This window comes from Pontibacter populi (assembly GCF_019336435.1).
Lineage (GTDB): Bacteria > Bacteroidota > Bacteroidia > Cytophagales > Hymenobacteraceae > Pontibacter > Pontibacter humidus.
Genome location: NZ_JAHWXQ010000001.1, coordinates 1,118,071 through 1,143,413 on the forward strand (window position 1 = coordinate 1,118,071; position 25,343 = coordinate 1,143,413).

At 43.4% G+C, this 25,343-nt stretch carries 12 protein-coding genes; 4 read left to right on the top strand and 8 right to left on the bottom strand.

Features of this window, described 5'->3' with window-relative positions; all coding sequences use genetic code 11:
* Positions 1-36 precede the first annotated feature (36 nt).
* From KYK27_RS04875 to KYK27_RS04885, 3 genes are all read right to left on the bottom strand, one after another.
* On the bottom strand, positions 37-1,311 hold the full coding sequence (locus tag KYK27_RS04875; RefSeq protein ID WP_199108864.1) for a Glu/Leu/Phe/Val family dehydrogenase: 1,275 nt from the start codon (positions 1,309-1,311) through the stop codon (positions 37-39).
* A 97-nt stretch (positions 1,312-1,408) separates the two neighbouring features.
* Positions 1,409-2,236, bottom strand: coding sequence for a phosphatidate cytidylyltransferase (locus tag KYK27_RS04880; RefSeq protein WP_233150251.1), 828 nt, complete (start codon positions 2,234-2,236; stop codon positions 1,409-1,411).
* Between the two features lie 58 nt (positions 2,237-2,294).
* On the bottom strand, positions 2,295-3,257 hold the full coding sequence (locus KYK27_RS04885; protein ID WP_199108865.1) for a CPBP family intramembrane glutamic endopeptidase: 963 nt from the start codon (positions 3,255-3,257) through the stop codon (positions 2,295-2,297).
* A 53-nt stretch (positions 3,258-3,310) separates the two neighbouring features.
* Here KYK27_RS04885 and dusB point away from each other — a divergent pair, with 53 nt between their 5' ends.
* Together dusB and KYK27_RS04895 are read left to right on the top strand one after the other, a co-directional pair.
* Entirely contained in the window at positions 3,311-4,306 is a 996-nt protein-coding gene (gene dusB, locus KYK27_RS04890) for a tRNA dihydrouridine synthase DusB (RefSeq protein WP_199108866.1), read from the top strand.
* A 674-nt stretch (positions 4,307-4,980) separates the two neighbouring features.
* On the top strand, positions 4,981-5,880 hold the full coding sequence (locus KYK27_RS04895; protein WP_233150252.1) for a DMT family transporter: 900 nt from the start codon (positions 4,981-4,983) through the stop codon (positions 5,878-5,880).
* 65 nt (positions 5,881-5,945) lie between these two features.
* Here the strand turns inward: KYK27_RS04895 and KYK27_RS04900 are convergent, their stop codons facing one another.
* The 4 genes from KYK27_RS04900 to KYK27_RS04915 form a co-directional block, all read right to left on the bottom strand.
* Positions 5,946-11,066, bottom strand: coding sequence for a T9SS type A sorting domain-containing protein (locus KYK27_RS04900; RefSeq protein ID WP_199108867.1), 5,121 nt, complete (start codon positions 11,064-11,066; stop codon positions 5,946-5,948).
* 549 nt (positions 11,067-11,615) lie between these two features.
* Positions 11,616-19,385, bottom strand: a complete 7,770-nt coding sequence (locus KYK27_RS04905) for a T9SS type A sorting domain-containing protein (RefSeq protein WP_199108868.1) — start codon at positions 19,383-19,385, stop codon at positions 11,616-11,618.
* 656 nt (positions 19,386-20,041) lie between these two features.
* Positions 20,042-20,977 (bottom strand): GNAT family N-acetyltransferase, encoded by a 936-nt coding sequence (locus tag KYK27_RS04910; RefSeq protein ID WP_199108869.1) that lies wholly within the window; start codon positions 20,975-20,977, stop codon positions 20,042-20,044.
* A gap of 129 nt (positions 20,978-21,106) precedes the next feature.
* On the bottom strand, positions 21,107-22,288 hold the full coding sequence (locus KYK27_RS04915; RefSeq protein WP_199108870.1) for a sensor histidine kinase: 1,182 nt from the start codon (positions 22,286-22,288) through the stop codon (positions 21,107-21,109).
* Between the two features lie 114 nt (positions 22,289-22,402).
* Here KYK27_RS04915 and hemA point away from each other — a divergent pair, with 114 nt between their 5' ends.
* Entirely contained in the window at positions 22,403-23,677 is a 1,275-nt protein-coding gene (gene hemA / locus KYK27_RS04920) for a glutamyl-tRNA reductase (RefSeq protein ID WP_199108871.1), read from the top strand.
* Between the two features lie 135 nt (positions 23,678-23,812).
* Here hemA and KYK27_RS04925 read toward each other — a convergent pair whose 3' ends face one another.
* The gene (locus KYK27_RS04925; RefSeq protein ID WP_162347343.1) at positions 23,813-24,121 is read right to left on the bottom strand and encodes an ArsR/SmtB family transcription factor; all 309 of its coding nucleotides are present in this window, start codon (positions 24,119-24,121) and stop codon (positions 23,813-23,815) included.
* 118 nt (positions 24,122-24,239) lie between these two features.
* Here KYK27_RS04925 and KYK27_RS04930 point away from each other — a divergent pair, with 118 nt between their 5' ends.
* Positions 24,240-25,307, top strand: coding sequence for an anhydro-N-acetylmuramic acid kinase (locus KYK27_RS04930; RefSeq protein WP_199108872.1), 1,068 nt, complete (start codon positions 24,240-24,242; stop codon positions 25,305-25,307).
* Positions 25,308-25,343: the final 36 nt, after the last annotated feature.

A 25,343-nucleotide genomic window follows, 5' to 3' on the forward strand; every position in this document is an offset into this window, starting at 1 on the left:
ATATAAACTTTCGCTTATTTTTATAAAAATCTTTGCTTAGAAGCCGCCGCGGTACTTATATGTCATCGCTACTTTATCTATAGCCACAATGTAAGCGGCAATACGCATTGGTACGTTATACTTCTGAGAGGCTGCATAAACACGCTCAAACGACTCATTCATGATACGCTCAGCACGCTCGTTTACGCGGTCCAGCGTCCATTTAAAGCCCATACGGTTCTGCACCCACTCGAAGTAAGAAACTGTTACACCACCTGAGTTAGCCAGAATATCCGGCACTACCATAATGCCTTTTTCATTGATAATGTTGTCGGCTTTGTAAGAAGTAGGTCCGTTTGCACCTTCCACTATAAGTCTTGCCTGTATCTTATCAACATTCTTTATCGTGATCACATCTTCTACCGCAGCTGGTATAATTACATCCACTTTAGAAGTAAGCAGTTCATCCGGATCCATCAGCTCAGCACCTTTGTAACCTTCCAGACGGCCGTTATGCGCGTTCTTGTACTCGATAGCATCTTCAATGTCGATGCCGTTATCGTTCCAGTAAGCACCGCTCACGTCGCTGATTCCAAGAATCTTAACGCCACGCTCAGCCATCAGCTTGGCAGCCCATGCACCTACGTTACCAAAGCCCTGAATAGCAGCTGTAGATTTTGAAGGGTCCATGCCCAGTTTATCCATAGCAGCCATTGCCGATACCATTACGCCACGACCGGTAGCCTCTACGCGGCCAAGCGAACCACCCAGTACAAGCGGCTTACCTGTAACTACAGCATGCACTGTAGAGCCTTTTGTTTTAGAGTATTCGTCCATCAGCCATGCCATTTCACGCGGGCCTGTACCCATATCCGGAGCAGGAATATCCTGGTCAGGGCCAAAGGTATCTGCCAGTGCCGATGTATAAGCTCTTGTTAAGCGCTCAATCTCACCAGCCGACATAGTAAAAGGATCACAGATTATACCGCCTTTTGCACCACCATAAGGAATGTCTACTACCGCACATTTCCAGGTCATCCAGGCTGCCAGCGCCTTTACTTCATCCAGGAAAACATCCGGAGCATAACGTATACCGCCTTTAGAAGGACCAAGTATAGTAGAGTGTATAACACGGTAACCTTCGAAAACGCGCACCTTGCCATCATCCATCGTAACAGGAATGTTCACGATCACCTGGCGGGTAGGCGATTTTAGTACGTTATATGTCTCTTCATCCAACCCCAATACTTCAGCAGCAATATTGAATCGTGACATCATCGATTCGAATGGGTTTTCCCTATCCTTGATCGGTGCAGGCTCTTTGTATAACATTAGATTAACCTTTTGATTTGATCAGTTTGATTAAGATTTCGGCGGTAAAGGTATATAATTTATACTTACAACCGCCAACTATACAGGAAACAAAAAATTAGAAAATCTGAAGAAAAGCTACTATAAAAGGAATAACAATTATCAGGCTGTCGAAACGGTCTAAGATACCACCATGCCCGGGCAATAAGGTGCCCGAATCCTTCACATCCAAACTGCGCTTCAGCATCGATTCTACCAGGTCGCCGAACACGCCGAAAACTGAAACGATGACGCCTATTCCAAGCCACTGATAAAGCGCCAAGTCCTGAAAATAAACCGATAAGCCATATGCTACTGCCAGCGTAAGTAACATGCCACCCGCCCAGCCTTCCCAGGTTTTGCCCGGCGAAATGCGTGGAAAAAGCTTGCGTTTTCCAAAGTTCTTGCCGGCAATGTAAGCGCCCGTATCCGACGCCCAGATCAGGAGCATAAGACCCAGTATGGGTTGCCAGGCATAGGTATCATTCAGGTAGCCCAATTTGTGCAATAACCCGAAAGGCAGTGCAATGTAGAGTACCCCTAAAAGTGTAAAAGCAATATTGGTGAAAGGCTGCGGTTGCTTGCGGTATAGTTCGAGTACAAAAACAAGGCCCAGCAACGGAAGCGTTAAGTAAAGCAGCTCACTCCGCACAAGTTCTTTCTCAATCAGGAAGATCAGGATATAGAACAGGGCACCTAAAGTGGCACCTATCGTTATATTTGGTTTGATGCCTTGTGTGGCCGCCAATCTGTAAAATTCCAGTAAACCAACTATAGTCAGCAGCAGGAAAAGCACAAAATACGTCCACTCGCTTACCAGTATGCTGCCTACAAATAAGGCGGCGCCCAACACTCCTATTATAATCCGCTGATTTAAATTACTTAGTCCCGAAATTTTATTGCCCATGTAGTAGAGGATGCTGTTAGAGCATTAAAGGTATTAAAATTATTAGATTGTAAAATGCCTATACTCCAGATTCAGCTATAGTTTCAGGAAGTGGTTTGGTGCGCGGCGGCACCTTTTTAAACTCACTATACAGGTAATATAACACCGCTGCGCTTAAAACTACAGATAGCAACACGCTCCACCATTCCATTGGCTCTGTAGACTCTACATCAATATCGACGGCACCGGTTTGCTGCAGGTAAAGCATCAGCACTGTAAAGCCATTGTTGAAAAAGTGCGCCACTATAGGCACGCTGATGCGGCCTGACCAGAAGTACAAATAACCGAACAAAGCTCCCAGTATAGCGCGTGGCACAAACCCGAAGAACTGTACGTGTATGGCTGCAAACACTAAGCCGGCAATCCAGATGGCAGCGTGCGGGTTGCCCGTCCAGCGGTGCAATTGTTTTTGCAGCACTCCGCGGAACACTATTTCTTCGCCAATGGCAGGAATAACCGCAATTACCAGTATGCCTATCAACAGCTTCGGAATATCATTGAAGTCGGCTATCATTTTGGTAAGTTCAGCCAGTTCGTCTTCTTTGGCGCGTGCCCACTCTTCAAACCCCTGCATAAAATCCGGGAAGTTCAGGTTGGCGTTCCAGTTTATAACTACCGAGTTGGCAGGCATAATTATAATCATCAGCACACCAGCAAGTAACACCAGCAAGGGGGCAACCGGCATTTTCCAGTTCAGGTAAGGCTCTACGTCATACTTTAAAACCCGCAGCATAAACAACGGCCCCACCACAAACGACATAAACTGAATTACGCCCTGTAGCAGCAACATAATATTGCGTCCGTTCGGGTGCGATAAGGGGTTTGTTGCTATTTCCGGTATCTGCATCAGGCTGAAATCGAAGGCGACACTGGCGACGATTGCGAAGATAAAACTACCTACAAAATAGCCTGCCATCATAAAAGCAAACAGCAGAAGCAGTATATAAAATGGATGTGGTTCTTTACGGATGAAACCTTTCATACAGGAGTTTAGGTTAAATTGGTGTAAATTTACGCGAATAATTAAATTTTGCTTTGGTAAAGATAGCGAACATAGAGTTGGGCGAGTTCCCGTTACTGCTGGCACCGATGGAAGACGTGAGTGATCCGCCGTTCCGAAAAGTGTGCAAAGCCAACGGGGCCGACCTGATGTACACCGAGTTTATTTCCTCTGAAGGTTTGATACGCGACGCAGCTAAAAGTGTGCAGAAATTGGACATATTTGACTACGAGCGTCCTATTGGCATACAGATTTTTGGGTCTGATATTGAGTCGATGCGCGAGGCAGCAATTGTTTCGTCGCAGGCTGGCCCGGACCTGATTGATATTAACTATGGCTGCCCTGTAAAGAACGTGGCCTGCAAAGGCGCCGGTGCTGCATTGCTGCGCGACGTGCCCAAAATGGTGAAGATGACCGAGGAAATTGTGAAAGCAACCAACCTGCCGGTTACCGTTAAAACCCGCCTCGGCTGGGACGAAGACACCAAATATATAGTTGAGACTGCTGAACGCTTACAGGATATTGGTATTCAGGCGCTGAGCATACACGGTCGCACGCGCGTTCAGATGTATAAAGGGGAAGCCGACTGGAGCCTGATTGCCGAAGTAAAGAACAACCCGCGCATGAAGATCCCGATCTTTGGCAACGGTGATATCGATTCTCCACAGAAGGCACTGGAGTACCGCAACCGCTATGGTGTGGATGGTATTATGATCGGCAGAGCCAGCATTGGTTACCCGTGGATCTTTAACGAGATAAAACACTACATGGCAACCGGCGAAATGTTAGCAGGACCAACTCTGGAAGAGCGCGTAGAAGTTTGCCGCCAGCACTTTACTCACTCGCTGGAGTGGAAGGGCGATAAGCTGGGCATTTTTGAAATGCGCCGCCACTACACCAACTACTTCCGGGGATTGCCGCACTTTAAGCCGCTTCGCATGAAACTGGTGCGGTCTGAAGACATCCAGGAAATTTACGACACCCTGGAAGAAATTGCGCAGACGATGAGCTATGCGGAGTTAGAAAGTTAAAAAATTCAGAAGTTATACCTGAGGCGCCTGTTGCTATTTGAAACCGGCGCTTTTCTTTACCCTTTCCCAGCCTTCCTCTAAGAACAGGGCAAGGAGCCTGGTTATTTTTCTATAGTTGCAACTATCTTTTATGCTGGCGCGGGTTTGCAACCCGTGTCTAACTATGGTGTTGAGTTTTCAACTCAACTGGCCTGAAAGGACAGGGGTTGTCTGAATCAGGATTTACAGGATTAGCGGATTAGCAGGATTGAGCTTTTGCTATAGTTGCAGTTTCACTTAGTGCTGGCGCGAGCGTCCTCGCTCGTGACTTGCTATGGTGTTGTGTCTCCTGACTCAACCGGCCCGACAGGGATAGGCAATAGTAGTAGTAGTGGCTATTGTGCTATAGTTAGCGTAGTCCAACCACCCAACCCTTCCTAGTCTAAGGCGGGGAGTTTTTAGGCCTTTGCTATAGTTGGAAGTGTAGTTTTATAGTTGCTGTTTTAACCCACCCCTGCCCCTCCCGAGAGGGGAATTTCTGCTATTGCTATAGTTGGATTTATAGTTATATAGTTACAGTAAGGCCACAGAAACTTTCGCTTCAATTTCCGAACTTTTTAACTTCCAAAGTTTCTAATTTTTTAACTACAAAATCTGCTACTTTTGCGCACTTGTAATTTTAACGTTTAAGCAGCTTGTTTAACATTTCTGATCAACAAAAAACGGGAGCGCCGGCACTGGCCTGGTTCCTGGTAATTATACTGGCGCTTATCTGGGGCACCTCCTTCATCCTGATTAAAAAAGGGCTGGTAGTTTACTCATCAGATGAGCTGGGTGCGTGGCGTATAACTATAGCCAGCCTTACGTTACTGCCATGGGCTATAAAACACATTAAGCAGGCAGCGCCGCGCCACTGGAAATTTTTACTGGGCAGCGGCCTGCTGGGCAACCTGATCCCGGCTTTTCTATTTGCTTATGCCGAAACTCATCTTGCCAGCGGTTTAGCTGGTGTGCTGAACTCGCTTACGGCGCTTTTTACACTGTTGGTAGGCGCTGTTTTCTTTCACCAGCCCATCACCTGGATGCGCATGCTTGGTATTAGCGTTGGTATTGCGGGCACAGCTGTTCTGATCTTTTCGGGTGGCGAGAACACTAATTTCGACAATACCATGTATGGGCTGTATATTGTGGTAGCTACCATCTGCTATGGCGGCAGCGTAAACATCATTAAATATAAACTGCAGGGCTTAAAGCCTTTTGTAATGTCGAGCCTGGCCTTACTCACAGTAGGGCCGATGGCGTTTATTTACCTGCTTACTACCGATGCTTTTGACAAACTGCAGCACACGCCCGGCGCCGGCGAAGCGCTGCTTTACATTGCCATTCTTGCCGTTTTCAGCACAGCGGTTGGGCTGGTGCTTTTCAATAAATTGATCCATATCTCTACACCGCTTTTTGCCAGTTCATCCACCTACCTTATTCCTATAGTTGCACTTATGTGGGGCGTGCTCGATGGCGAAACGATACACCTTTGGCATTATGTGGGAATGGTGATTATTTTGGTTGGCGTATTTATAGTTAACCGGGCTAAGTAGAACAGCATGTATAAAAAGAAAGGCTCCCGCAAAACAGGAGCCTTTTTTATTAGAAACTAATCAGGCTAATTCTTTATCAATTTCAGAGTTTCAACTTCTCCGTTTTGTTCTATAGTTAACAGGTACAGGCCACGTGGCAGGTTCTGATTCAGGTTTAGCTGCAGCACAGATGCGCCTCTTGCCAACTGTTCTTCGTGCTGCGTCAGAATCTTACCCGTGGTCGTGTATAGTGTTAGTTTTGCTTTTCCTTCGCTGGTGGCTTCAACGGCCAGCTTTACTTCAGACTCGAACGGGTTAGGATAAGCCACTATAGCTGTTTTAGTTACCGCTCCGAAATTAACCGTACGAGGTCCATAAAACTTAAAGGTCCCGTCTTCATCTACCTGTCGCAAACGATAGTACACTATCCCATCTTTACCATTGCGGTTATCCGTAAATGTATAGTTTTGCGCCATGGCCGAGGTACCTGCCACACTTTGTACAAACCCGATTTTCTGATAACTATAGCCGTCTGCAGATGCCTCCACCTCAAATCCCCTGTTATTCTTCTCTGAGGCTGTTTTCCATTCCAACACGGCTACATTATCCTGCTTGGTAGCTTTAAAGTAAAGTAGCTCTACAGGCAGCGGAGTAATCTGGTTATTGATGGTCATGTAGTTGATGGAGTTAATACCACTAACCGAAATAGTATTAGTACTCATATCCAGTTGTCCGGGCGAGGACCACGAATACCAGCCAAAACCAGGCCCTATAGAACCGACCAACTGTAATTGCTCTTCATATTCAGGGGTATTGGCGCTTAGCTCAGCATCAAAATAGGAAACAGTAACAGCTGCATTAAATTTACCTTTGCCTGTTGATGGCTCAAAATGGAACAAACGCCCGATACTCTTTCCTTCCTGCACGGCTGCAAGGCCTGTTACACGGGTCATGGTAGACATCCCGGCATCTACTGCCGGAGCGATGGTGATACCCATACCGCCAAAGTTATTAGCACTAGCCTCGACGAGGCGGGTGGTTTTAATGGTCCCCAGAATGCGCCTTTCATTGGCCTCACCTACCAGATTTGCATTTGCACCAAGTTCTACCTCGTTCAGTCCGGTAACTAGGGTCGTACCGATAAGTGAAGTGCCAAAACTCAGAGACTCCTCTATCAGTGCATTGCCTGTAAGTGTTTTGGTTCCGGCAGCCGCAATACTCAGGTTTTTATAGTTGATGCCGGGCATTTGCTGCGGACTATTACCATTAAATTCTATAGTTTGAGGCGTTATAACATTGGCTTCTGCACCTTTGGTCATATTACCGGCAACTTTTGCTATGCCCGCTTCAAAAGTAGCAGTTCCAGTGTTCTGCAGTTCCAAATGGCCGTACTGTACACTTTTTATAGTTTGGTGAGAGCCATTGTAGATAACTGTACTGGTGGGCTGTAAGCTATAGTTATCCAGAAGCGGAAGGGAGTTTGTATGCCCAATTTTTAACGTGGCAAGGTCTCCTACCGTTAATGATGTACCAGGGGCTGCAGCTTTTTTGGTCAGTATTTTGTCACGGGCATCCAGGGTTCCGGTGTTCACATTTACTGTTTGCAGTCCGTCCACTGATCCAAAAAGCTCTACCAATGTAGTGGCACTAGTTTTATTGATCAGCAGCTCGTTTATAGTTACCGGTACAGCTGAGGTTATAGTTGCAGCAGTAGTTCCTCTAAAATCCACCCTGTTGCCCGCTGCGCTAAATCCGCTCCCGTTGTTAAGCAGGTTACCGTAAAGTGTCAGGTCTTTGCTTACTGTCAAGTTTGCCCCGGTATTTACAGTTACATCTTTAATTATAGTTGTGCCGGCTCCTGTACCGCTTAGTTTAGCAGTTGGGCTTGTAAATAAAAGGTTAGTATTTGAGGCATTTATAATTCCGTCGCTGGTAAGGTCTTTATCTAAAGTTAAGGTATACACAGCTGCCGGGTTACTTAATGTGGTAGCGCTCCCCAGAATAGACATCTGGTTTGCTACGCGGGTATTGTTTAACAGTGGCCTTACTGTACCACTTTGCAAAACAAGGTTTCCGTATGTTACGCCTGCCACACCTACTCCTATTGTTCCTCCCGAGTAAATAACAGTGCTATTCACGCCTAAGGTGTTGGTACTATAGTTGGTCGGGTAGTTCAGGGTGTTTATCTGGAGGGTTGCTCCATCAGCAACTGTCAGTGTTCCGCCTGCTGAAGTCCTGTTCATGGTATGTCCATTCAGGATCAGTGTACCGCTTTGCACACTCAGGTTGCCCGTTAAGGTAGAGATGCCAGTTGTAGTTAACGTGTTAGCGGCTGTTTTGCTCAGGTTATGGAATGTAGTTCCGGCCACTGTCTGCGGATTTGCACCCGAAAAGTTAACCGCGCTGCTACCTGGAATGTATGTGCCACCTGTTCTGAGCCAGTCTCCTTTCATATCTATAGTTGAAGAATTGCCCTGCAGTGTTCCACCTGTTAGAGATACATTACCAGCTACGTTTAGAGTTGGCACAAATAGCGCCATTGTACTATTTGTAACTGTTAAGTTGCCCGTTATACTTTGTGTTGCAGTTGATGAAAGCGTGGCTGTTCCAGCTGTTTTATTTACAGTTACGTGATGATAAGGTAAGCCCGCAACAACCTGTGCGCCTGTTCCATTATAAGTTACAGTACTTGTTCCGGCTGTAAAAGTGCCGCCAGTATAGTTATAGTTTCCGCCAATGTTCAGGTTGCCGGCGCCTAAGATTATGCTTGAGGCTTGATGATGCTCCAGGTTTCCGGTTAAGTTTATAGTTACGTTTGTGCCTGTAAACGAAAGGTTATTGCCCGCACTGCCATCATTCAGAATAAGATTACCACCGATGTTTATAGTTTGGGCATTAGCGATCAAGTTGTGCTGTATTGCTGTTCCTGCCCCTACTGTGGCTAAGTTATGGTTTGTTCTAAGCGAGCCAGCCGCTATGGTGAGTGTGATTGGGTTTGGTTCTTTAAAACTGATATCACGCACCCATTCATTAGCGGTTATAGTTGGTTGGCGTTGCTGCACTGGTGTGTTCTCTCCTAGAATCACAAAATCTGAACTGATCGGCCCTGTAATTCCACGGGTAGGCGAGCCATCGGTCCAAACTTCCCAGTTCCTTCCATCTTCCCAGGCTATGCTTTGTGTCCCTTCCCATTTATAAGTGCTTGGATTGTCAGTTAATGTCCAGAAGCCATTCAGGGAGGTTACACTATTGCGCTTTACCCAATTCTCAGCTGCACTGTAGGCGTGCCGGCTAGCGTTACTCCAGTTACCGGTACCAGTAAGTGAATAATATAGTTTAAGCCCATCTTCTTCACAGCCATTAAGCTCCGTATCCTGGTACTGCAACTGCAGGCTGGCATTGGCATAGGTACCTGGAGCCACCGTTATTTCATAGAGCCTGTTTATTGATTTACCACTTAAAAAACCAGTTGGCATGGTTGCCGTGCCGGTTGTCATGGTAGCTTCTGTTACGCCTGTGCCACCTGTAAAAGCCAGCGTAGAAAACCGGGAGTTAAAGGCGTAGGCAGTACCCGGGACAAATGTGTGCTGCCTGGTAACAGTACCTAAAACCCAGCCATCTCCAGTTCTGTCGCCCAGTATAGTTACTTTATTAATTCCAGTGCGTAATTCCCCGCTCATCATGTTCAGCGTAGTGGCGGTTGCATTATTTGCCAGTGTTACAGCATTGGTTGTAGTAGTTTTATTAATGGTTAATCCATTAAAAACAGCACTACCGGTAATCGTTGTGTTATTGCTACCTACAAAAGAGATAGTCCCTGTGCCCGGGTTAAAAGTACCGTTGTTCAGCCAGTTGCCTGCGATTGTATGCGTAAAGTTTCCGCTTGTAAATATCGAACCAGATCCGATAGTCACATTGCCTCCTATAGTTAAAGCTCCTCCGGCAGTGTATTGTGTAGTGCCCGTACTGGTCAGGTTCCCCGCTATAGTCATAGCCGAAGCAGGCATTGTTTTTATACCTGTATTGCTGAATGTAAGATGGCCGTAGGTATTATGTTGTACCTCCTGAACTCCGCCGTAATACTCAACGGTACTGGCAGGTGCAAATGTGCGTGTGTTGAAGTTTAGTGGCGTATTAGTTGGCCCGCCGATTTTAACTGTTGCGCCATCTGCAACTATAAAACTGCCACCTGCCGCCTGCCGGGTTAAGGTATAAGTTTTCAAGTCTAAAGTGGCACTCATAACATTTACTTCGGTATCGGCAGCGCCACTTGATATTGAAGTGTTGCCAACCAGGCTTTTCACGCCGGTACCACTAATAACCAGTTTCTGATAGATTATCTGGTCATCAATATTCTGATCTATAGTCCCCGCATAATTTATAGTACTGGTGTGTTCAATTGATGTTCCTCCGTAAGCTATAGTTGGCCTGATAGAATAGTTGTCGAGATAGTTCTGAGCCTTTACGAGAATAGTGGCTCCATTCTGTAACTGAAAAGCTACCGCTGATTTGGTACTGCTCCAGCTAATCTTGTAATTACCCGGATCTATTACAGCCCCCGGATATACAATTAAGTTGCCATAGTTGTAGCCCGTCAGGTCAATCTTGATATTGCTTTCCAGGGTAAGCCTGCCTTTTACATGCAACTCCAGAAACTGTGTAGGAGAACTTCCGGAAATAGTCTGGTTTGCTCCTATAAACTCTACTTTGTTTACATATAGCCAGTTATTATTCTGCACTTTAGGGTCTTCATTGTAAGTGCCATTGTTTTGCCAGTTGCCTTTTATGAAAATAGGCGTGGTGGTATTCTCTAAAGTACCTTTATCCAATATGGTCAGGTTAGTTTCAATGTGGAGCCCGTTCAGGTTCTCTACTCTAAGTTTAGCCTGGTTGGTACCGCCTCCAATGGTAAGCGACAGGCATTCTGCTCTATTCTTTTCATTCTTGTTTGTCTGAATAGATTCAGGTTGCTTTTGCCCACCAGCTCCATTAATAATGACATGTGTGTTAGAAGTTGGTACTACCTTCGGCTCCCAGTTACCCGCTTCTTCCCACTTCGAGTTTATAGCCCCGGTCCATGTAGCTGTAGTTGGAGCCTGTGCAAAAGCTACAAGGTTAAAAGCGCTTAACAGTAATGTTAATTGCCATCGCAGGCAGAGAAGTACTCTTTTTGTTTTCAGGTGAGTTGTAATAGCAGTAAAATACATAGTATAGCTTTTAAATGGCTATGGTGTATAGCTTTTGCCACTGCACCATATAATGCTGTAAATAGTAAGCGTATTCGTATGTGGTATGCTAAAATTTGTACTAAAGAGCCAAAGAATATCCTTCTTACCAGGCGATCTTTTCCTTTAGTAAAATGCCGGATGAGTTGAGACCTTAACCATATTCATTAAATTATATATGGGAATGGTAAAATTTAAGACGTCATGAACTACGGAGTATTAATGGATGAATATATATAAATTTACTTATTATGTCAATATTTTATTGGATTTATTCACTAAATATTTATCCCTTTGATCTCTCCTATCAAAAGAGCCACATAGTAGGTTTGCTTTTTATTAGCGTTCAATTATTAATTCAAGTCTCGTTGAGCAGGGTAAGGGAGTAGGTAGTTGAGAAGAAACTGGAGTCGTCAGATTTGAGCATTCGTATATTATTGGCATTGAGCCCAAGCTGAAGGCTCACTCTAGCCTTAAAATAAAACAGGCTCCCTTGCGAGGAGCCTGTTTTATTTTATTTAGTTATTATCCTTACTCTTTCATCAGCTTTATAGTTTGCTGCTTTCCATTCAGCTCTATTACCAGCAAGTATAAGCCTGGTTCATACGCTGTATTTGCTAATGACAATGGGCTGTCATTAACTCCCGCCTCTACTTGCAATGCCTCTGTTTTGAGCAGACGGCCAGTGGCTGTGTACAGTTTTATAGTTGCAACTCCACGCTCTGGTGTGCTTATGTTTACACGTAACTTATCCTTAAATGGATTTGGATACGCTTCAGAAGGGCTAGCGGCCACTATATCGCCAAAATTCACAGTTTTAGGACCATATATTTTAGACGTGCCATCAAAGTCGATCTGCTTCAGGCGATAATACTGTACTCCGTTTTTGCTGCTACGCGCATCCGTAAAACTATATTCCTGCTTCATAGCCGATGATCCCACTCTGCTTTCGACAAACCCGAGCCTCTCGTAATTCTTTCCATCTACAGATACCTGCACTTCAAATCCCTGGTTATTTTGCTCGGTCGCCGTTGTCCATTTCAATTCAGCGTTATTTCCTTTTTTGGTAGCTGTGAAAGAAAGGAGCTCAACAGGTAGAGGAGTAATTCTACTACCCAGCGTAAAGTAGCCAGCCTGCCCTACATTTGTAGCACTAACCCTTTGATTTGTTACTGCCTCTGTGGCACTGCTCGACTCTACAATTCTCCAGTTTGAAGTAGGGACATTAGTATCTGACCAGAAGAATGCCAATGACCCTTGTTCATCCTTTATCTCACTTAAAACTTCATGCGGTAAATATATAGCCTCGATATTTACACGGTTTGAAGCACTGGTTGTTGTTGGTTCTACCAGAAAATAGCGCTGTACATTTTTACCATTTCCAACAATTGCGGCAGCCCCTGTTACGCGCGTAACCTTTACCTCGCCAGGATTACCGACAACTGGCGTCATGGAAAGACCAATGTTACCAAAGGTTTCTGTTATAGCGCTCACAGCCTGAGGAGTTACGCTTTGAGTAACATTTGTTGCATCACCAGCTGTAGTGCTGCCTAGAATACGAGTTGTTACAAGGCGTCCTACAACATAACTATCACTTCGTTCATCAACTATTGTTGCTGTATTAGCTAAGGTTAAGGTGAAGGAACTTGTAGCAATTGTACCAGCCTCCATCATCAGGCTTTCTTCTGCTATAGCATTGCCTAGTAATGTTTTAGTGCCTGATCCTGAAACTTTAAGATTTTTATAAGCCAGACCAGGTATTTTTTGATCTCTTAAACCATTAAAGGTAATTGTATTACCAGCAGCAGAAGTGTTTGCCAAACCAGTTCCTGGCACAAAAATATTGGCTATACCTGTTTCGGATGTAAATGATTTTGCCTCGCTACCACTTAATGTCAGGTTATAGTAATTGATAGGGAGTACCGATTGGGGTACCAGGCCATTATAATTTATAGTTGTACTATTTGTAATAGCATCAGCAGTGGCTGTGCCTTCTGGAGCTATAGTAAATGAACCTGCTAAACCGGTTTCCCCTGGAGCAAATGTTTTAATATTTGTATTGCTTAAGATCAGGTTATTATAGTTAATAGCAGCTACTGTCTGAGCCCCAGCCCCGTTAAACTCAAATGTAGTAGGCGCTTTAACCTTGGCCTCATTCAACACAGCAAAGTTGCCTGCAACTTTGGTATGCCCACTCTCAAAGGTTTTAGTGCTAAGATTGCTCAGTGTTAAATTACCGTATTGCGCATTTCTAACAACTTGATTATCATTTACTGTTGTACCACCATAATATTCTACTGTACTGGTTGGCGCAAAGCTGAATATATCTGCGGCTGGTAGGGTACTAGTGCCTCCTACTTTTATAGTTGCGCCATCAAGTGCAGCAATGGTTGTAGTAAAAGGAGTAGTTGAGGTAACACCATCCAATGTTTCTGTTACATCAGGATGCACCACGACTTCACTTGTTTCAAAATCTAGCACCCCGGATTCAACTGATACATTCAGGAGTTTATCTACATTTGATTTAATGGCAACCTTAGTTGTCTGTACATCTTTGGCAACTCTAATATTTGATAAGCTAAGTGGCACCTTAGGAGTTGCAGCCATTCCAGTAGGCGCAGAAACATCTGATGGGCTAGCACCAACAAAGCTTATAGTTGAGTTAGTTGCATTGAATGCGGTACCATTGTGTATAAGATTGCCAGAAACACTAATATTTTTATTAATAGTGAGTTTTGAGTTAGTATCAGTAGTAAGGATACCAAAGTTTGTTGTTCCACTTCCTTCAATTTTAGAATCGGCTCCTTTAAAGGTAAAAGTAGATTGTTTTGCATTTAAAGTGCCGCGGTTTGTAAAGTTACCATATACACTATAAACAACAGGTTTTGCAGTGCCGGAAACTGGGTCTATCAAGACAGAGCCTGCATTAAATCTACTGCCACTTTCAATGGTTAGGTTTCCTAGTACATTCCAACCCATACCATTGTAACCATAAAGTGGAAGCAGTGATGTACTAAGTGCTACCCCGGTTACTCCTGCAGGAATTTGATCTGCCATACTACCGGCATTTTTGTTACTGATTATCAAATTATTGAATGTAGAAGGAAGGACTCCTAATAAGGCTACTGGCTCTGTACCTCCGATAATTAGTGTACCCGTGGTTCTAAATGACAATGGTGATTCGCCAAACTTTAATGGGTAGTAAGGCTTTGTTGGCAGTAACCCAACAGCTCCCTGGTTTAAAGGGCTAAAGTCTATTACACCAGAACTTGTAATTTCACCATCATTTGAGATACCAGTATTAATTGTATGTGTATAACTTCCGCCATGAAACTTGGCACCTGTAGTTACAGTTAACACCCCACCAACTGTCCAGTTTACGCTTGTGGTTACACCACCTGTATTGCTGATTACTACGTTTCCGAACAGTGGTGCTGCTGTAGAATTGAGTACAGGAGAAACAGTACCAGCAAATATTACAGTTGGTGGCCCAGCTACGCTAGGTATAATTGGTGCTAACAACTGAATTGTTTGCGGCCCAGTGCCCACAAATATTGCCTGACCACTCGCCTTTAATATTCCGGTATTTATAAAATCGCCAACTACCTGTACTGATCCTTTGGCCGCATCTAAAGCGCCTTTAATATCTACTTTACCGGCTATCACCATTACAGGATTGAGGGTTGGATTTGCTGCACCTTCTAATGTTTCTAACTTATATTTTGCACCCTCTTGGACTATCAGGTTATAAAAATTCAACTGATTTGTAGGGGCTGCATTAGTACCCGCTGTACCCTTTAAGACCTTTTCAGTACCATCCGATGAGGTTAAGATAAGTGTACTTGCTCCCCCTTGCTGGGTTGTTCCATAATTAATGAAGTTATCGCTAATCGTAAGGGTCTTACCATTAGCATTAAATATGGCTGAACTATTTATTATAAGTTCTCCAGCTGCACCAGTTGTTCCCTCTAACTTCTTGGCAAAACCATTACTGTTACCATTAGAAAGTACCAGTTTACCGTAGTTCAGCGCTCTGATAATTTGCTCAACAGCAGCGCCTGAGTAAAACACTGTACTACTGCGATCAATTGTACTTGCAGTAAAGTTGGCGGGGAAATTATCAGCTCCTTTCAGATCCAGGGTAGCTCCCGCTCCGATGGTTAATACACCTCCCACAGTACTTCTGTTCATAGTAAAAGAATCAAGGTTTAGAGTTCCCTGCTCTAGCGTTACGTTCCCACTTACTGCAAGATTACCTGTTAGTGAAACTCCTGTTGATGAAGTGTTTTTGAAGGCAAGATTGTTGAATGGCGATGCTGTTATAGTTTGTGCAGCAACGCCCTCGAAAGCTACGGTTCCTGTGCCCGGTATAAAGTTACCTATAACTCTATTCCAGTTTCCGGCAAGTTTGATATTTGCGTTTGTTGCATTCAGTGTACCCGAAGTACTAGTTGCAGCGTTCCCAATTGTAACATCACCATTAACAGTTATAGTACTTGGGGTTTCTAAAGCTGATTGCAGCACTAGGTTACCATTTACCACATTTAAATTACCAGCTATAGTTTTGCCTGTAGTAGAGTACTGCGCTGCACCACCTGTCTTGTTAATAGTAAGATTATTATATGGTACATCGGCTACGATTTGCGCTGCGCCACCATTATAAGTTACTGTTCCAGTTGAAGAGAATGGGGCATTGTTTTTATAAATGTAGTCGCCAACTATAAATAGGTCACCTGATCCGAGACTTACTGAAGAACCAGTTTGTGTTAAACTTCCCCCAACAAGAATACTTCCACTTGTTTTTGAAAGATCAAGCTTGTGATTTCCTTGATCTAAGACAACATTACCGTCAATCCTAAATGTCTGATTACCTGTAATAATTTCATGGTTGATATTCTCCTCTCCAAAGAGCAACAAGCTACCTCTCGCCCTGAAAGCATTAGTTGTGCCCGAGTTGATTGTAAGCTTAACTTTTTTAGCTGTCTTGAATTGCAGGCCCTTGATACTTACATTTGAACTAATAATAGGATCATGTATATGTAAGAGTGCACCTAACTCAGCTATATCAGATATAGATGGTGCGTCGCTTGGCGTGCTGTACTCTTCTACTCTCTCGCCTTGTGCATTTTCTTTCAGGGTTACACGTGTCCAGTTCCCTGCAGTTTCCCAAGCTTGGTTCTCACTGCCGTCCCATCTGAAAAGTGATGCGATATTGGAAAGTGTAAAGTAGTTATTTAAGGAGTTTACAGGATCGTTGCTTGTGTATCCATTTCTTCCAGACCAATTTTGAACAATATGATATCCATCTCTAACGCCATCTGCCCAGTTCCCTCCTAAGCTTTCATCATAAGTAAGTGAGTGTGAAGTCTTAATCCCTTCTTCAAGCTCCTCAATATTTCCATTCAGCTCTGAATCTTCATATTGGATTTGTATAGTAGCATTTGAATAGCTTCCTTCAGTCACACTAACTTTATATAGTCTGTTAATAGGGGCGCCATCTCTAAACCCTTTTACTTGTTTGTTTGGCACAGTTGTCATCGATATTTCACTGACACCTGAAACTGTACCAAAAAAGATTTTTGCAAACTCTCCATTAAAAGCATAACCCTCTTCCCCATCTACTCTGCTTGCTTTTCTATCTACTCTGCTTTTAAAACCACTATCAAGTTTTCTAACAATGGTACCATTTACCCAGCCACTACCAGAGCGCTCACCTAACACTTTAACTTTAATGGCCGAAGCGCCAAAAGGATCCACACCTGATTTTATAGTCGACATAGAGCCATTAGTTAATGCCAGGGTATTGGTTGTTATGTTTATTTCAGTAGTAACTACGCTTGCAGCTGTTTTATTTACAGTGAAGCCGGCAGCAACTATAGCTGGTGCATTAACAGGCCCTGAAATCTTCGCATCAGAAGTACCGGCAAATATAAGGTTACTGCTCGCCCCTGAGTAAATACCATTGTGCACCCAGTCGCCGTACAAGGTGTGCGTATAGTTGCCCGTATTTAAAGTCACTCCGCTCTCTGTAGTCAGGGTGCCAAGAGTAGTAATGTTTCCGGCCGCTGTTTTCGTCGCTGATACCCCAGCCTTCGACAATTCTAAGTGATAGTAAGTAAAGTTATTTACAGTTTGTCCATCTCCATTGTAAACTACTGTGTTTGGAGCTGTTGCAATAAAGTTGCCGGGCAGACCAGTAAAAGTGCCTTTTACACTCATTTTAGAGGCAGGCGCCATAGTGAGTGTAGTGCCGTCTGTTATTGTTACATTATTCAATTTATGAATACCGCCAAAAGTTGAGCTTCCATTGAAAGTAACTGTGCCTGCAGTGGCCTCCAGATTATTCCCACTTAAGTTTGACTTGATAAAAAGGTTGGTACCTGTTTCAACAACCGCGTTTGTAGTAGAACGGGCAATAGTTAAGTTAAAGAACTGCGTTACTCCAGCACCAGCATGAGAAATTGTATACTTTACTAATGGGTTTAAAGTACCCATCGTTACTATACCGGCAGAGGCAACAAATGATCCTCCGGAACTAGTAGCAAAGTTGCCATTAACCAGAAATGATGCAGCTGTGTTTGTGTAACCAGCAATTGTAAGGTTATTCAGGACAATCCCTGACCCGCTTATGGTTGTTGGCGTAGTGCTTGTGCCGCCAGCCATTACCAGCCCATTAGCGGATTGTGTTAGTGTACCTGCGCCCGTGGTAAGCAGGTTACCATTTATAGTTAAGTTTTGTCCGGTTGGTACTGTTACCGTGGTACCTAAACCAGCAACCTGAAGGTTATTAAACTCATTCTTAAGTGTGGCACTTAGCGCAGCAGTTGACGTTCTCTCTATTTTTTTACCAGTACCAGTTAATATGATTGTACTTGTATTTCCTGTAAAATCTGCATCATTAATCCAGTTACCACCTACTGTATGTGTAAAAGTGCCGCCTTTAAAGGATGCAGTACTACTAAGGTCCACATTACCGGCAATATTTATGTTGCTTAAAGCAGTGAAAGAAGCAGACCCTGCTCCTTTTAAATTACCTGCTATTACCAGCGGAGCACCCAAAGCAGGAGTGGGCATTGTTTTTATACCAGTACCTATTAAATGCAAGTTACCGTAGCCTTTGGCTACATCAGCCACATTTTGTGCAGCGCCATAATATTCAACAGTACTTAAAGATCCCAAGTCTACTGTTTGATAATTTGACGGAAAGTTTGAAGCGCTCAGCATAAGTGTTGCTAAGTTGGCAACGTTCATTGTCCCACCTAAGGCTGTTCTGTTTAAGGTAAAGTTTTTAATATCCAATGTTGCAGCATCCACAAACAAATTCGACATCACGTACGAATCTGCTAACAAAGTCTTTGTACCAGTACCACCAATCCTGAGGACGCCATAACTGTACTGCGATCCTGAGAGGATATCCTGGTTTATAGTTCCGGAATAATTTATAACACCAAGTGCACTTAGCACAGTAGGGAACATAACTACTGTGGCATTATGATCCGTATAGTTTCCCCTGAACATCGCTGCTTTTACTAATAGAGTTCCCCCTTCTGCTACTGTGAATATAGGAGTTAGTCTGCTGTCAGTACTTGTAGTAATTCTGACCTGATTCAATTGTGGATCAAGAATACCAGATGTACTTATTGTTAACTCTGGTCGGTTGGTAGTAACTATCTGATTGGGATTATTCGTTTTATAAGCATTTACCTGAATGATATTCAGGTTTTTTGCAAGTATGATGGAATTTGAAATTGTTAGGTTACCAAAACCGCTCCCAGTAGTAGCAATATCTATTATCTTATCTTTACCTAAGAATTCGGATTCCGGCCAAATCTTACTTCCACTACCTCTACCATTATTATCTGAGTATGCGCTCTCTCTATACACGCCACCAGCAATAACAGTAAAGTTTCCATGATAGTAAGCTGTAGCTCCCTGATTCCATAGAACACCTTTAGCTCCAATTTTTACATCTCCAGTAATTGTCATGGTCCTTGGTGCCATCTTAAACTCAGAGTTATTGGCCTCGCCTATAGTTAGGGATTTTATAGTATAGTCGTTCCAGTCATTTATGATGGGATACCTATTTACATTGAGGACCACATCAATTATAACATCATCCGTAGCACTTGGCACACCTGCAGGATACCAGTTACTTGCTGTATTCCAGTCCGAACTTGTGGCGCCTGTCCACGATTTTATTTCTGCGAAGCTCTCAGAGCTAAAGCACAGCAACATTATAGTTAATACAACTATAAATCGTTTACTAACAGGTAAATCTCTCAAAAGTGTAGAAATCTTCATAAGCAAAAGTGACTAGGTATATCTTATTGTGACCGATTAAAATGATTAGTTCTAATTGGTAAAATTTAAATGGTTGATAAAGAAAATTTCATAGCAAACAACAGGTTATGAATTGTACTTTTCATATTACAAACCCATTTATAACTTAAATTTTTCATCTTTCTAACTTTATTGTTTTGTGGCTAACAAGAATTTACATTGCCCAAAAAGAGTATTTTTATATGTAAAAGTTTAACTTTACCACATAATATTATCCTTTGCCTATAGAAGTTATACAAGGTTTTGCTGATACACAACAGGAGCATAAGCCTCAAATAAGGATTCTTTTTAATACACAATATGCTCAATTGCTAATAGGATATCTGATAGGTTTTACTTAGATTATTTATATAACTTTCTTTTTTAAACACCGTAAAAGGCACTCAATGTTCAATAAAATATATGTTTATAAATATATGATTATATAGATATTGAACGAATCAAAGACAAAGTTAAATAATGGTATGCTTGCATATATACAAACACTTTAAAGCAATCACTCTCAAAATGTATGGGTAATTTCTGTAAAACCTGATTCTAAGACTAATGCTATTAAGTCATTTGCTAATCTCAGTGTTATTTTTTCAGATAGTCGTTATTATAGGAAAAGCTTATCCTTAAAGTGTGATCCTATAAAAGTCCTGTACTACAGCACGCCCACCGTAACTTTCTTTGTTTAGGATAAGATTCTGGTTCAGGTATGTACCCTGCTGCTCCGTAGAAACCCCAAAACTAAAGTATAGTCTATGAGCAAATACCTCTGAAATCAGGTAGTTTGTCAGCAGGTCAAGAGCGCTGAGTTGCTGTCCTTCGAGGGAAGTGGCTATGTACTGGCAATGTGATACAGTGGCTGTTTCGTAGATCAGGATGCCTGCCAGCAAATGGCCATCCTTTTCAGCAGTGTATAGTTTAATGTTACCTGGAAAGCAGGATGCCAGCAACTCTAGTTCGTCAGCTGTATGAGCGGGTGTGGTATTATATTTATCGGCAAGGATCTGTCGGCTTATAGTTAGAAAGGCCCTATAGTTCTGGCTCTGACCAACCTTTATACACTGCTGGGCAGCAAGGTTTAGTTTACGTTTGCGGAAGGTATTGTAAGGCAGACGGTTCTGGAGCGAAATAACCGTATTCAGATCGCGGCGGTAAAGTGTAGCGTCATTTCTGAAAAGTGCATACAAATCCTCTTCGGCCGGGTGCTGGTGATAAATGTGCGGTATCACTTTATAGTTTATAGCCTCAAAGCTTAATGCCCTATAGTAAAGGAGCATCGCATCAAAAACGTCCAGCATCAACTGGGCTTTCATACTTGCTCCACTAACTATACCGCCATAACTCAGCCCGCCATGAGACTGTACTTCTGTGCCCACTACGTTGGCCGGCAGCAGCGCCACCAGCTTGCCTTTTCTATAAAACAAAAGCGAATGATCTTCGAACCTGTCAGCGTGATAGTCCATGTAATCGCGGTGCAGCATAAAAGTGCCGTTTTTGGAAGCTCTTACAAAATCATCCCAGGCATCTTTATAGTTTGCGCTATACTTTACAACCTCTATCACTTACAGTAGCTGGTTTAAAAATTTGCTGAAGCTCAAATTACTAACTGAACTATAGGTTAAGCAGATTTGGAAATTGGTTGATTTAAATACCTCTTTAACTCCAAAACTCTTTAACTCCTAAACTATAAATCACCTGTTCAGCACAATCCGAAACGTAGTGCCTTTACCCACCTCAGAGGATTTTACATACAACCTGCCGCGGTGGTAGTTATCGATAATACGCTTGGCTAGCGCCAGGCCTAAACCCCAGCCACGCTTCTTGGTTGTGTAGCCCGGAAGAAAAACAGAGTCTACTTTACTTTTAGGTATGCCTTTTCCGGTATCCGTAATATCCAAAGCTATGTTGCTTTTACCGAGTAATACCATCTTTAGGGTTATGCTTCCACGGCCTTCCATTGCATCAACAGCATTTTTACAGATATTTTCAATTACCCAGTCAAAAAGCGGCACATTTACTTTTGCAGTTATATCTGGCGAAAATGTAGAAACAACCTCCATCTCCACTTTCCTGGAAATCCTGTTCTGCAGATAGTTGATTGCGTTCTGGGTTACCTGGTAAATGTTTTCGTCGCGGAGTAGTGGCACCGAGCCGATGTTGGAGAAGCGTTCGGTAATTACTTCCAGCCTTCTGATGTCTTTCCATAGTTCGGCGACTATAGGTTCGTTCTCAAACTTGGGGCTCACCTTCATATACTCATACCACGCCATCAACGACGATAACGGCGTGCCCAGCTGGTGCGCCGTTTCTTTCGCCAAACCAACCCAAACCCTGTTCTGCTCCGCCTTACGCGAGTAACTAAAAGCAAAATAAGCCATCAGCGCAAAACAGGCAATTACCATCAGCTGCACATACGGGTAGTAACGTAGCTGCGAAAGCAGGTCTGAGTCTTTATAAAAAACATAGTTAACCGAGCCTTCAGCCCAGGGCACAACTATAGGTGCATGCTGGGCTTTCATTTTTTTGATCTGCCGCTGCAGCATCTCATTTACCTTTGCAGGGTCATCCGCAATATTTTCCGGTATATCAATGTTTTTAGAGTCGAGTATATTCTCTTTTTCGTCGGTAAGTATAACGGGCACGGTGGTGTTGGCCGAAAGGATTTCTTCTTCTATAAAGACAATGTTGTCGTCAGAAGGGGCACTGATCATGTAGCGCAGACCCTTGGCGTATAGTTGCACCAACTCCTGCTCCCGCTCAGATAACTTACTTACCAGAATATTGGTATATGTTATAGTTGCTGCCCCAATAATGAGCGCTATTATTACAACTATAAACTTTATTCTGTTTTTCTGAGAATAGATGGGTATCATGCAGGAAACACGAAAATTATATGAATTTAGTATAAATTGAATAATAAGGGCAAGTAAGTTTTATTTTTGCTAAATCAAACTGTAAATTTGCGTTTTAGTATTTCTACAGCCACTATGCTACAGAATTTTAAAGCAATCAGCCTGTCTTACAAAAAAGCGCCGCTGGATATCAGGGAACTGATTGCCTTAGATGAAAACTCATGCAGACAATTCCTTCAGGCGCTCAAGGATTTTATTCAGGCGACTGATATTCTGGTCCTTTCTACCTGCAACCGTACCGAAGTCTATTATAACGCTGATACCGACTTTAGCCAGGAAATTGTAAAGTTACTTGGCATTACAAAAGGCATCAGCAACATATCCAGCTATTTTGATTACTTCACTATCCTGAACGAGCACAACGATGCGGTACAGCATTTGTTCGATGTTTCGATGGGCCTGGAGTCGCAGGTAGTAGGTGATATGCAGATATCCAATCAGGCAAAACAGGCTTACCAGTGGTCTGCGGATAACGATACGGCTGGCCCGTTCCTGCACCGCCTGATGCACACCATCTTCTTCACCAACAAGCGTGTAGTACAGGAAACTTCTTTCCGCGATGGCGCTGCCTCTACTTCGTATGCTGCTGTGGAGTTAATAGAAGAACTGACTGCTGATATAGCTGACCCGAAGATATTAGTTGTTGGCTTAGGTGAGATTGGTGCCGATGTGTGCCGCAACCTGAAAGACAGCAGTTTCACCGACGTTAGAATAACCAACCGCACGCTTACCAAGGCACAACACCTGGCCGAAGAGTGCAACATGCAGGTACTGCCATTTGAAGACATTGTGCAGGGTCTGAAAGAAGCGGATGTGATCATCTCTTCCGTAGCCCGCGAAACACCATTCTTCACCAAAGAAATGATTAAGCGCCTGGACATTCTTTCATTCAAGTTCTTTATTGACCTGTCGGTGCCGCGTAGTGTTGAGACAGATGTGGAAACTATACCGGGTGTGCTACTCTATAACATAGACACTATCCAGAACAAAGCATCAGAGGCACTGCAGCAGCGCATTAATTCAATACCTAAAGTAAAAGCGATTATTACAGAGTCTATTGAGCAGTTCAACGACTGGTCGAAAGAGATGGTAGTGTCGCCAACTATAAATAAGCTGAAGAATGCGCTCGAAAATATCCGCCAGGAAGAGATAGCGCGTTATGTTAAAAAGCTTAACCCTGATGAAGTGAAGCACATAGATAACATTACAAAATCTATGATGCAGAAGATAATTAAGTTGCCGGTACTACAGTTAAAAGCAGCTTGTAAGCGCGGCGAGGCCGAAACGCTTATCGATTTACTAAACGACCTTTTCAACCTCGAAAATCAATCTGAAGAGATTCAATTATAAGACTATATAAATAAGTGAATAGCTTATTTTTTTTAGTGAATGAAAAAGACCAAAGGCTCCCGTTAGCTTACTAAAAGCAAAAACGGAAGCCTTTGGTCTTTTCAGATCAAACTGACTTAACAGAATGTAGAGGTATTAGATATCAATACAGCACTCTTCCAGACAATCAATTACATCAATAAGCTTAGGGATCGAAAGCGAGTAATAGATTTTTGTGCCAACTTTAAACGAGGAGAGCACACCTTTATCTTTTAACGTGATCAGGTGCTGACTAGCTATTGCCTGGGGCAGATTCAGATACTTATATATCTCAGTTACAGTCATTTTCTCCTCCTTACCCAGCAGGTCGACTATAGCCAGTCTTTTAGGGTGAGCCAATACTTTTAGCATGGCAGCCGCCTTATCTATCTTCTTTGATTCAATTCGAGATAACAAACTTTTCATAATTTAAAATTATACCTAACAGTTTCTACATTATTTTACATCCTATTCATAATAAGATATATACGAGGCTTACGTTATTTGGCTGAAGTCTTTACCAGCATTTTTTTAACTTCGCCACATGGATACTTATCACGTGATCGGCTTAATGTCAGGTACCTCTCTGGATGGCCTGGACATTGCATATTGTAGACTTACGTATAAAAACAAAAATTGGATATATAATATACTTAATGCTGAAACATCAGCTTACAGCCCCTATCTGATTGACTCTCTCCGTGGTGCGGAGACGGCAGGAGCACAAGAACTGGTTGCGCTTGACCATAGTTTCGGGAAGTATATGGGCGAACAGGTACAGCAGTTTATACTTCGTAACAACCTTACCCCTGATTTTGTTGCCTCCCACGGACACACCGTCTTCCATCAACCTGAAAAACACATTTCGCTGCAGATAGGCCATGGCGCTTACCTGGCTGCGCACGCCAACCTGCCCGTAGTCTGCGATTTCCGAACGCTGGACATTGCGCTTGGCGGGCAAGGCGCACCCCTGGTACCCATCGGCGACGAGCTGCTTTTCCCGGACTATGATTACTGCCTGAACTTGGGTGGTATCTCTAACATCTCATTTAACCATAACGGGCAGCGCATCGCTTATGATATATCAGCCTGCAATATGTTACTGAACACGCTCGCCAATGAAGCCGGCCTGAACTATGATGAAGATGGCAACCTGGCCCGGTCGGGTAAACTGGACATACAGCTATTGGAAAAGCTTAACGCTCCTGCTTACTTTAGTCAGCCTTACCCAAAATCCCTGGGTAAAGAATGGGCACTGCAAAACAGCCTGCAAACTATAGCCGAAAGCCCGGCAACTATAGCTGATAAACTGCATACCACCTGCCATCATATTGCGCAGCAAATAGCCAGCGCCTTGCAACCTGCCAACTATAAGCAACGCCTGCTGGCTACCGGCGGTGGCGCTTTTAACTTATACCTGATGGAGTTGCTGCAGCAGTATACCGGCGAAAACTATAGCATAGAAGTGCCTTCGCCTGAGATTGTTTCTTTTAAGGAAGCACTGGTGTTTGCTTTTTTAGGAACGCTGCGCTGGCGCAACGAAACCAATAGTTTGCAAACCGTAACCGGAGCCAGCCGCAACAGTGTAGGCGGCGCCATTTATAGGGGGTAACCTGCACGCTCTATACTTATTTTGTACCTTTGCATC

Excerpts from the sequence above, each read along its gene's own strand:
- KYK27_RS04875 (WP_199108864.1), bottom strand. The coding sequence starts at position 1,311 with ATGTTATACAAAGAGCCTGCACCGATCAAGGATAGGGAAAACCCATTC.
- KYK27_RS04880 (WP_233150251.1), bottom strand. The coding sequence starts at position 2,236 with ATGGGCAATAAAATTTCGGGACTAAGTAATTTAAATCAGCGGATTATA.
- KYK27_RS04885 (WP_199108865.1), bottom strand. The coding sequence starts at position 3,257 with ATGAAAGGTTTCATCCGTAAAGAACCACATCCATTTTATATACTGCTT.
- KYK27_RS04900 (WP_199108867.1), bottom strand. The coding sequence starts at position 11,066 with ATGTATTTTACTGCTATTACAACTCACCTGAAAACAAAAAGAGTACTT.
- KYK27_RS04905 (WP_199108868.1), bottom strand. The coding sequence starts at position 19,385 with ATGAAGATTTCTACACTTTTGAGAGATTTACCTGTTAGTAAACGATTT.
- KYK27_RS04915 (WP_199108870.1), bottom strand. The coding sequence starts at position 22,288 with ATGATACCCATCTATTCTCAGAAAAACAGAATAAAGTTTATAGTTGTA.
- hemA (WP_199108871.1), top strand. The coding sequence starts at position 22,403 with ATGCTACAGAATTTTAAAGCAATCAGCCTGTCTTACAAAAAAGCGCCG.
- KYK27_RS04925 (WP_162347343.1), bottom strand. The coding sequence starts at position 24,121 with ATGAAAAGTTTGTTATCTCGAATTGAATCAAAGAAGATAGATAAGGCG.
- KYK27_RS04930 (WP_199108872.1), top strand. The coding sequence starts at position 24,240 with ATGGATACTTATCACGTGATCGGCTTAATGTCAGGTACCTCTCTGGAT.